Raw genomic sequence first — 9682 nt, forward strand, 5'->3', positions numbered from 1 at the left:
CTACTGATAATGGCATCTCACTTGTCGATCACCCGGTGGACGGTTACGAAGACGTGAGAAATCGGTACCTCGGATACAACGAAGACACCGACGAGATAGTTGTGTCTCTCGAAGCTACCTCCTCGGTGTCCTTGATGGCAGGTCTTGCACTGTCGTTAACTTCCGGTCAAATGTGGCAGACAGCACTGACTCCCGAACGATTGGATGGACACGGTGGATCTCTCGATGGCTTACTCACTGACGACCGTACGATCCTCCGAGACGCAACGTGCGTTGGCTGGCTCCCGGACCGTGTCCAGGACGGTGCAGACCTCGTGGAGAGACTCCAAGAGGCACACGAGGAGATCCTAGACCTCACGCAGACTCTCGCCAAGGTAAAAGCTGAACACGGCATGTTCAGTGATGAAGACGCGTCTGTCCGTGGCGAGTTACTGCGGCACTGTCACGGTGTCGTGGGGACGATGACGGCACTCCTCGACATGACGGGGATTACGCCCCGGTATGAGGTTCGTTTTGCGGACACCAACGACGTCGAGACGAACGAGGACAAGCGCGCCGCTATTGCCAAGACACTCGCCAAGACGATTTCAATTCAGTCTCGATACGGTGTGTTCGCACTGAACCGCCATCTCCACGACAGCAGTGCGGGTACGCCTCCGATGCGTCCAGACGTCGATGCAGCCAATCCGTCTGGCAAGTTCATGGCTTCGATCGTCCTCGTCGGGAAACACGCAACCGAGTTCGAAGACGATCTCCGTCGGTACCTTCGACACCCGGACGAAGAGAACGAAGACGCACCGGAAGTGGCGGTGTCTGTCCCGATCGAAACCCCGTCGAGGCGTCTGAGTGGACGTGTCGCTGGCCGTGTCCTCGGCTGGAAGAACATAACCCCGTCACGAGAAGCCATCTCTCTCCTCCACGGACTCACGGGTTCGGCGTACGACGTGGCACACGCTTGCTACGCGCTCGGCAAAGAGTCGAATCCTGTTGGCCGTGAGATCGACCTCGTCGACGTCCGGTACGCGCTTACCCAACTGTCCTGGAGACGTTTCCTCCCCGAGATGGATAACGGCCTTCAGAAGATGATAGCGGCACTCCTCCGGTCGGACGAACCCTTTGCGACACAGAAGGCACTGGCAGAAGCGGCAGGCGTCACCGAGAAGACGGTAACGAAACACCGGCCACGCCTCGAAGCGTTTGGTCTCCTCCGTGAGAGTGCTGCTGGACTCTCGCTGTGCCTCTCTCGTCCGGACGGTGATGGTGGTCCGACTGTTCCCGATTACGTCCTGGACGAACACACGACGTTTACCGACGTCTTGTACGAGGCGGCCACGATACTTCTCCCCGAGGAGGACTGGATACACGGTCTCGACTGGTATCAGTTGGAGCTGACGCCACTCTTCGAGCATGCACCGTGGCTTGAACCGTGGGTGTCCGTCCTCCAATCGTTCTGTGCGGATCCGGAACGAGAAGAGACGTCCGTCACCTTCGGGCAGTCGCCGGAGCAGACACCACTCTCTGTTTAAACGAGTGGGTTTTTTGAGTTTTTTGAGTGGGGTACACGCGCGCGTTGGGGTTTCCACGACTTTCCACTCGTGGTGGAGTGCCGTCGAGCATCCCCGGCAGTGGGGACGTCTGCACGATCGAGCCGGATCTCCGGAAAGTCGATGAAAGTTTTTTCCACACCGTCGCGCGCCCGCGCGTAGGCTCTATCCGACTAATCTGACGGGTCAACGCGCGCGAGTAAAAGCCAATCAAAGTTTCTTCACCACCGTCGCGTGCGCGCCCGCGTAGCTACAAGTCCTGACGTTCCGCGCAGTCTTACGATTTTGAATCCCGTCGAGACGAAATCAGAAGGAATTGCCGGGAAAACCTCTCGGGAAAACTAATAGCTATCGACGAGGCGAGGCGGCTTTCGAACTCCGGCGAGTTTTCAAAAATACTCTCGAATCTATTCATCATAAATGGTCATCTTGGAACTCGTTGACTCGATGGATCAAATAGACAATGATGAGGAACACCCCTACGGCGTTCGCGAGCAGACAGGGGATGCATCGCTGCGCGGCTGTGTCTTTGTCGGTCATCTTATCTGGTTCGTCACTCCTCCCTCCCTAGTTCTTCCAGTTCCCTTCCGCATATGTATACCCACCATACAATGGTTACGATGACGAGGACAAGGACCAGGATAACGATGACGATAATAGCAACTATCCAACAGAATATCTTCCAGGGCCACTTGCACTTCTTGATCCTCTTTGAAATCCGCTTGGTTACCCAGCGAAGAACGGCCACGGTGAAAACAATAGGAACCCACAGGCAAAATCTCTCTACGGGGTCTTCGACTTCGGGGTCCCCGGAAGGTGCTGTCTGGAATACACCGATTCTTCTTACTAAGCTCAATATCATGCTCGATACCATAGTGAATCTATATTGGAGTGTGACATTGTTATGAGGCACCTGTATAGAAGGGAGATACATCCTACAACACGGATTGCGCACAGATTGAGACAACACTCCCGAGGGAATTTCACTTCCGCTTAGGAAATTATGCGGCAGTAATCCGCAGGACGGTTCTGGCACGCCAAATCAGGGAGTTTCGTACTCACGAGACGGTTTAGAGCCGATTCGGATTCCATAAACCGTATGATGCAACATCTTTTCGCACCCCAACGTCTGACAAAAGTTCATTGCATCCCGCGAGAACACGATGGGATATGGAACAGATTACGCTTCGAATCCCGGAGGACACGCTGGAGGATTTAGAGCGGGAGGCGGAAGAACACGGGAGCACACGGTCAGAATATATCCGGGACGTCCTCGAAACACGGAGAGAATTTGATAGCGAACACGGAGAAGGCAAGTGTGTCCCGGACGAAACACACGAACAACTACAAGAAGAACACGCCGAACTCAAAAACGAACACGGAGAAGGCGAGTGCATCCCGATCGAAGAACACGATGAATTACAAACCGAAGTCGAACGCCTTCGCCGTGAGAAACGGCAAGTGCTTGCTCAACGAGAAGAGAATCAGCAGCTACAACGCTATGTCGAGGACGAACTCACGTGGCGAGAACAATCACTGAGTACACGGCTTCGGTGGTGGATCTTCGGGAAGGAGAATTAACGATGGCGAATGAGGTTGGACTCGCTCTTTTTCGATCCGCGTGTCGCGAACGCATAAACGAGGAGGATCGTTATGGCGAACAGAAACGCCATCCAGGACACCGTCGTCAGAACCTCAACACGCACCACTGGCCCCTATACAACCGCAAAACAAGATCTACCTCAACGGCAAAACGCACGCGGTGATAGGCTCCACTAACACCGGCCCCACAGCTGCCTCACGAACCACTATTCTCTACAGAACTGAAGAAATTAGCGGGCGAAAAATATACATTAGCCAGTCACACGAAGAACGAAAAGCCTATTGGCTAGATCTTCATTACTCAAAAATGGTCCTCGATCAACGCGCTCCCCCCTCCTTCCCTTTCCCATACTCCCTGACTGCTTTACAGGGGGGTGCACAAGCGGTGGCACTGTAAGCGAGCGTCAAGTGCAGATGTCGGATACACGCGCTCCTTCCTTCCTCCTCAATTGTGACGCTCGCTGTTTACACCAATATATGCACCGTATATTATTATGCACCAAATTAAGGTCAGTAACCGGTGCTTGAAAGCAAAGTAATCGATGCTTGGAAGCAAAATATAACCAACAGTCGGAATTGACACCTCGACAATTCACTGACACCGTCGTCAGAGATCAATCACGAACCACCGTCCCCTCTACAACCGCAAAACAACTGCAAAACAAGATCTACCCACAGCTAATCGATAGTTGTTTGCGTTGGTTCGTGTTGTGGTGTTTTGTTTCGTGTTAGATTGGTTACCTTCTCAGGCGGGGTATTCTGACGATGTCTCTCTCACGCCACTGACGACGATGCCACTCCCGTGTTCGTTGCTTGGTGCGACGCGAACGCGGAGTGTTGCTTGAGCATCCACCCGTGTTTGTCGTGCTGGAAGAACGTTATCCGTCCCTTCGAGAGCTGCATGACTCGCCGGCAGGCACGATACACCTGTTTCCACACTAGATGCTCGTCGGTAGCAGTCGAGAGTAACGACTTGAGGCTATCACTTGTCTTGAGGAGGTTCCCCTGTGGTGTGTTCGTCGACCACTCCTTCCAGTGCTCGAACAGCGCCACTGCGCGCCGGTCACTTGCAGTTACGTGCTCGTCGAGAGCATCCTCACCGAGTACCGATAGGCGCTCAATAGGCGTGTAGTCCTCTCCAACCGTGTCGTGCAGGGTGGTTTCTCCACCGTGGCCCTGGGGGTCGCACCCCTCAAGAGTGTCCTCTAGACCGTCAAGCCGGTCAATCACACTCTCGCCCTGGAGGTGGGGGTGGCTGAAGTCGTACTCACCCGTGACCGTGTCCTCTAACTCCCACACGGTGCTTTGGGTGAGTTCGTGCGAGGATTCGAGGTCGTCGACACGCCCTTCAAGCCGATCGATTCGTTCGTCCTTGGCTTCGAGTTTTGCTTCGAACTCTTTCCGCTGTTCTTCGAGTAGTTCTTCAACCTGTTCTAGCGTGACGTATTCGCTGTTGTCGCTCATTCTCGTGTTCGCGTGTCTGCCCCGAATTGTGAACGGCAGCGAACGGGGTGGGAACGCCGACACGACCGGTCACCATGAGTGACAACCCCATGGATAGTTCCGTAGCTGGTTTTACGGAACATTTATTTGCCGACCGCGTGTAGGAGAGGATGTTCTAGGGGTCCTCCCCTTCCGAAGTTATTTACCTACCAGTTTCATCTCAGTCGACTCATTTAATTTTAACGCTCGTCCTCACAGACGACGTCCCGAAGTTCGTCGAGAAGGTCCGGATCGTGTTCTTTGAGGTGCTCGATGTCTTCGCTGAGAGGTCCGTCGAGCCGTGCGCGCACCCGTGAGCGCGTTTCGTATTCGCGCTGCTTTTCGTGTTCACCAGCGAGGCATTCGCGTTCGTATTCAGTCAGTATCCCACGGCCAGTCGACATGCCGGATTTATTCGTTAGTGGCATTATCACAGTATTGGTTACGTAGGCCCATAAGATTGGCCCATTCAGACAATGTTGGTTGTATGGGCCAAGTATTAAGTGGTCTGGGCATATACATGCAAGTAAGAAGCGCGAATGCCTCGCAGAAAGGCCGGTGCTGAAGACACCGACCGCGCTTCTGGTGCAGAAGCAATGTCCACTACCACCCCCACCCACGAAAAGGGTACGGAAGAGTTCGAGTTCGCGCAGGCCGGAGACCGCCACGTCAATATCCGAAACAACACCCACGAGACGCCAACGCTGTACACCGTCGCCATCGAGGACGACTTCGCAGTCTCGTGCACGTGCCCGGACTACAAGTATCGCGGTTCGAAGACAGGAACCAACTGCAAACACATGGCCGCCGTCGAGGACGATCTCGAATGCGACTGTGACGTCCTTTGGGAGAGCCACGGCGTCCCGTGCTGGCCGTGTTACCGTGACGGACACAAAGAGTTCGAAGAGAAGTAGTTAGATAGCGCACTCTTTTTCCATTTAAATCGTTATTGTTGTCTCAAATCAGAAACCTATATCTGCGATTGGAGACGGTTCTGTATTATGGGTTTGACCGGATTCGATGAGTCGAGAGATGCAGCTGCGGTATTCTATCGCGCACTTTTGTTGCATACCCCGTTAGTGGTGTTCTCCGGTCTGTTTTTCGGGATGGCCGCACATTACACGCGGTTTATCCCCACGGCGATCGGGACGGGTGTTCTCACCCTCACTGCCTGCCTGCCTCTCTACGAGTTTTATTCGTCGAACCGATTGCCGACACACATCCGACGGATTCCCCGGCCCCAATTGTTCGCGTGTGGCTTACTCATCGCCATCTTTGTCCTCCATGTCATCTTTGGGAACGTGGCAACGATCAAACTCGGCTTGTGGCCACTCTATACCAGTATTGTCACCGTCTCCAGTCTCTTTTTCGTCCCGGCGGTCGTCTCCCAACGGGGGATGTTTGTCGGCCTGTCTGTGAGTGGTGCGCTCTTGGGAGTCTGTGCTGCACTTGTCCAACTCACTGGTGCGTGGATTTTTCTGCCCGATTTTACTCCGCCAACAGCCAACCAGAGCGTCTTTTTATCCCCGAATCTGGTTTCGATGCTCCCAGTGGTGGGCCTCATGGTCGGCGCTGTCTATTACACTCGCACTAGACACCACGTCTGGGCCGTCCTTGCTGCTCTGAACGCCCTGTGTCTTTATCTCACTCACTCTCGCGGGGGGTATCTTGGGCTTCTCTCCGTCGTCGGGACGTATCTCTTGCTTACACGGGGCGATCGGCGAGTCACTACTCGTGTTCTTGCGGGGATTGCTGTAGCGGTGAGTGGTGGGGTCTTACTGACCGGTCTCTTCCCAAAGAACCCATTTGTCGCTGCTTCGCCACTGGCAACGCGGGCCTGGTTATGGCACGCAACCATTATCGGGGTAGCCAAAACGAACCCTATCGTCGGTGTGGGGTGGGTCGTTCAACGATTTTGGTTACTCGATATTGTGCCTGAGATGCCGTTGGAACGTCCTCACGGCCCGCATAATAGTTATCTCTATATCGCTATTCGGTCGGGGGTTGTTGGGATGGGTGCGTACATCGTCCTCGTCTGGGGGAGCATTTTTGACGGTATCAACAAGCGCGCTGATCCGCTTGTGATCTCTCTCGCGGTTGGGTTCGCACTGAATTTCACGGTCGATCAATATACGCTGTGGGGTGTGACAATCCGCTCAGTAATCGCCGCACTCGTCGTCGGGTATCTTATTGCCGATATTGCAGAGTTTGGTGACCGCATACAGACACGTGGAAACTGGGAGAAATACCGCAATTAGTCCCAGTGTGGTGAGTATGGCGAGTTTGACGTCTGCGATTGTTGGGGCGATGAGTGCGAGACAAGTGATGGTGACGACGACCGCGAGAAGGTAGTCGGAAGTGGGATTGTGCCGTGTATTACTCATGCAACTCTCTACTACCAGATACATCTTAAAGATATGTTTTCGGGAATTATTATGGATATTTAGAAGGCGTCGGGGTTCGAGGTTCCATTCAGATGGAGATTGCCACTGGTGTCGAGTTTCATCAGCGGGGTTTCCGTCGTGCCGTCATCGACCGACCAGAGGATATGGTTCCCCGTGCCGCTCTCCCAGGTGTATGCTTGCACGTAAGACTGCCCTTGGTTACAGTGCAATATCTCCGTCCCTCGTTGGGTGATCGTTTGGACAAAACTGTTTAGATTGTCTAACGACGAATCTAATGCGTTGATATAATGATTTCCCATCGCCTGCGGGTTTGTTTCTCGAATCACAATGTTCCTCATCTTCGCTGCGCTTCGTCCATTTATTGGCGAGGCAGCGGCGATCGTCGGTATTCTTCTCGGCGGTATCATCACGCGATTGCAGTTCCCAGCGCCCTGAGGTTACTCGTCCATGTCGTCTTTAGGCCACGGAGCGTCTCGGGCCTCTTCCCATCGACGTAGAAACTGCTGGCGAACGACGTCGTCCGGGACATCGTCGTCGGAGAGTGCCAAGCGGAGGGCGAATTGCGCCTCACTGGCAGATAGGCGCTCAAGGTCCCTACGCTCGATTGCATCCAGGACGTCATCGGGGAGGCGTATCGACAATTCTTCAACGTCAAAATCAACCTTGATGCCGGGTGTCGTCCCCTCGTTTTCATATTTGCGCTCAATTGCCCGCGTCACGCCTTGGCGCAACAGCGTCTCGAAATCATACGGCGGTGCGTGGTCGTGAGTCTGGAGATAGATAATCCCCAACAAATCGCGGACACCGTCGTAGAATTCGGTCTGTTCTTCGTCGGGCGAGATGGACCGCTCTCCCTGCTCAAAATTATGGAAAACAGTATCGAGATCCGACCTCGACATTCCCAAGAGAAGCGGCGCATCCTGCGTGAACGCACTCCGAACCCGATAGCGTATTCTCGCCCGCATCGCCCGCTCACTTCTCTCGTCGGTCTCTTTCTCGCCTCTCAGCAACTCTCGTTGCGCTTGCGTCAAGATGGATGGTGATGGATTGACCGGCATATTCTGTTACGTTCTCAAGTGAGAACGGGATAACACTTATAATCTCGGGCGACGATGAACTAATCAAGAAACCACGCTTAACGAGCGACCACGTGCCTATTTAACAATGTGGCACAGTGTCTCCACTAAGCAAAGTCGAATCGAACAAAACGCCCGCCAGCCCACTTCCCTGGCAGGATCCGGCTGATTTCGGGCGTTTTGAAGGAAGTTATTGGACGAAGGCAGCAGGCCTTGGATGAAGCCAAGCCTTCTGTTCGGACATACACTGTCCGGGCTATTAGGCTTTTGCACCTGTGCTTTCGTCCCGATTTGCCCACGAGACGGGTTCTGGGACGCGAGAATGCAGGATACGGACGAATCAGACCGAATTGGACTCACGGTGACGGGACAACAGCACGTTGCTCCAGACGTGTCTGTCGTCCTCGGTGACGTCCCACCCTCCAAAGTCTGGCGTGAGATCGCCACACAGGACGGCTATCAGCAAGCACTTGTCGAGAGTGTCCACGATATCGCTGACGAGTCCTCCGCGTCGACAAGATACGAAGTGACCGAGGCACTCCTCAACGCTGGTGTGACTGGACTCCAGTCCATGTACGCGACAGTCGCGACAAGCCTTCTCGAAGACGACGAGAGTCACTGGCACCAGGACGCACTGACCGTCACAGCCGGATACGGACAGGGAACGAAGAACACGATCGCTCAACACGCGGGACTTGACGAGCTGGACGACGGACCGCTTGCACTCCTTCGTGGCCGTGACTCACCGATAACGGTTCAGGTCGACTTGCGCCGGGAGTTCCTCGACCGACGAGCGGATCACCGCCAGGAGATTTGTACGTCGATTCTTGCACCACTCGCGCGTGTGTGCGACCTCCGGATTGAGACGTCGAGGAAGACTGCCCGGCGATTCGCGGATAAGCATCACGAGGATCTCCCGGGCGATGTTAAATCTCAATGCAAGTCCTACCCCAAACAGGGGCCAGCGGCTGCTGGCGTCGAGGAAGCGTTTACCGAGTTGAATGCTCGACAGACTCGGTTCGTCGAACTCGTTGGAGACGAGGACACCGAGACGATCCGCTACGGTGTTGTCCGTGACGAACTCGGTGTTTCAGGTCCGACGATAAACGGCTACAAGCGACTGCTCGAAGACGAGTACGAACTCGTCCGAACGTTCTCTCGCGATGGGTACAAACACGTTGAACTCACACAGGCCGGTCGAGAGTTTCTCGAACTTGTCGAAGCCGAAAATCGCAAGCAGGCGTCGTTGTCGGAGTACCCAAAATCCGATGTTAAATCAAATCGTAATCCATCCCACCATCTCCGTGTAACCCAGGACAAGCACGGAGAGGGGGAAAGGGGAGACGCTGCAGCAGCCACCGCCACTACCGCCCGGCCACGCACCGACCGCTACGGCAAGAGAGTCCAAACGCAGTGGTTGGACGGCCAACAACAGGCCGCTATCCGCGCCAGTGCTACTGATAATGGCATCTCACTTGTCGATCACCCGGTGGACGGTTACGAAGACGTGAGAAATCGGTACCTCGGATACAACGAAGACACCGACGAGATAGTTGTGTCTCTCGAAGCTACC

General features: G+C 54.5%; 8 protein-coding genes and 2 pseudogenes. 5 read left to right on the forward strand and 5 right to left on the reverse strand.

Annotated elements, in window-relative coordinates; genetic code table 11:
• Nucleotides 1–1526, forward strand: a pseudogene (locus tag ACR3FE_RS27525) (hypothetical protein); the annotation flags it as partial.
• 571 nt (nucleotides 1527–2097) lie between these two features.
• On the opposite strand, the gene ACR3FE_RS27530 reads toward ACR3FE_RS27525, so the two are convergent.
• The gene (locus tag ACR3FE_RS27530; RefSeq protein ID WP_458211047.1) at nucleotides 2098–2418 is read right to left on the reverse strand and encodes a hypothetical protein; all 321 of its coding nucleotides are present in this window, start codon (nucleotides 2416–2418) and stop codon (nucleotides 2098–2100) included.
• A gap of 296 nt (nucleotides 2419–2714) precedes the next feature.
• On the opposite strand from ACR3FE_RS27530, the gene ACR3FE_RS27535 reads away from it, so the two are divergent.
• Nucleotides 2715–3125 carry a ribbon-helix-helix protein, CopG family gene (locus tag ACR3FE_RS27535; RefSeq protein WP_458211048.1) on the forward strand — a complete coding sequence of 137 codons (411 nt, stop codon included), beginning with the start codon at nucleotides 2715–2717 and terminating at the stop codon, nucleotides 3123–3125.
• Nucleotides 3126–3920: 795 nt separating this feature from the next.
• Here ACR3FE_RS27535 and ACR3FE_RS27540 read toward each other — a convergent pair.
• Both ACR3FE_RS27540 and ACR3FE_RS27545 read right to left on the reverse strand, forming a co-directional pair.
• Nucleotides 3921–4610, reverse strand: coding sequence for a hypothetical protein (locus tag ACR3FE_RS27540; protein WP_458211049.1), 690 nt, complete (start codon nucleotides 4608–4610; stop codon nucleotides 3921–3923).
• Between the two features lie 218 nt (nucleotides 4611–4828).
• Entirely contained in the window at nucleotides 4829–5032 is a 204-nt protein-coding gene (locus tag ACR3FE_RS27545) for a hypothetical protein (protein WP_458211050.1), read from the reverse strand.
• Between the two features lie 192 nt (nucleotides 5033–5224).
• Between ACR3FE_RS27545 and ACR3FE_RS27550 the strand changes: the two genes are divergently transcribed.
• Both ACR3FE_RS27550 and ACR3FE_RS27555 read left to right on the forward strand, forming a co-directional pair.
• Nucleotides 5225–5542 carry an SWIM zinc finger family protein gene (locus ACR3FE_RS27550; protein ID WP_458211051.1) on the forward strand — a complete coding sequence of 106 codons (318 nt, stop codon included), beginning with the start codon at nucleotides 5225–5227 and terminating at the stop codon, nucleotides 5540–5542.
• A gap of 87 nt (nucleotides 5543–5629) precedes the next feature.
• Nucleotides 5630–6886: an O-antigen ligase family protein gene (locus ACR3FE_RS27555; protein WP_458211052.1), complete on the forward strand. Its 1257-nt coding sequence runs from the start codon at nucleotides 5630–5632 to the stop codon at nucleotides 6884–6886.
• Nucleotides 6887–7071: 185 nt separating this feature from the next.
• On the opposite strand, the gene ACR3FE_RS27560 is transcribed toward ACR3FE_RS27555, so the two are convergent.
• On the reverse strand, nucleotides 7072–7215 hold the full coding sequence (locus ACR3FE_RS27560; protein WP_458211053.1) for a hypothetical protein: 144 nt from the start codon (nucleotides 7213–7215) through the stop codon (nucleotides 7072–7074).
• Nucleotides 7216–7470: 255 nt separating this feature from the next.
• Nucleotides 7471–8091 (reverse strand): DUF8102 family protein, encoded by a 621-nt coding sequence (locus ACR3FE_RS27565; protein WP_458211054.1) that lies wholly within the window; start codon nucleotides 8089–8091, stop codon nucleotides 7471–7473.
• Between the two features lie 340 nt (nucleotides 8092–8431).
• Here ACR3FE_RS27565 and ACR3FE_RS27570 point away from each other — a divergent pair.
• A pseudogene (locus ACR3FE_RS27570) lies at nucleotides 8432–9682 on the forward strand (hypothetical protein); the annotation flags it as partial.

The organism is Haladaptatus rarus, from assembly GCF_054177585.1.

Excerpts from the sequence above, each read along its gene's own strand:
- ACR3FE_RS27535 (WP_458211048.1), top strand. The coding sequence starts at position 2,715 with ATGGAACAGATTACGCTTCGAATCCCGGAGGACACGCTGGAGGATTTA.
- ACR3FE_RS27565 (WP_458211054.1), bottom strand. The coding sequence starts at position 8,091 with ATGCCGGTCAATCCATCACCATCCATCTTGACGCAAGCGCAACGAGAG.
- ACR3FE_RS27530 (WP_458211047.1), bottom strand. The coding sequence starts at position 2,418 with ATGGTATCGAGCATGATATTGAGCTTAGTAAGAAGAATCGGTGTATTC.
- ACR3FE_RS27550 (WP_458211051.1), top strand. The coding sequence starts at position 5,225 with ATGTCCACTACCACCCCCACCCACGAAAAGGGTACGGAAGAGTTCGAG.
- ACR3FE_RS27540 (WP_458211049.1), bottom strand. The coding sequence starts at position 4,610 with ATGAGCGACAACAGCGAATACGTCACGCTAGAACAGGTTGAAGAACTA.
- ACR3FE_RS27555 (WP_458211052.1), top strand. The coding sequence starts at position 5,630 with ATGGGTTTGACCGGATTCGATGAGTCGAGAGATGCAGCTGCGGTATTC.
- ACR3FE_RS27545 (WP_458211050.1), bottom strand. The coding sequence starts at position 5,032 with ATGTCGACTGGCCGTGGGATACTGACTGAATACGAACGCGAATGCCTC.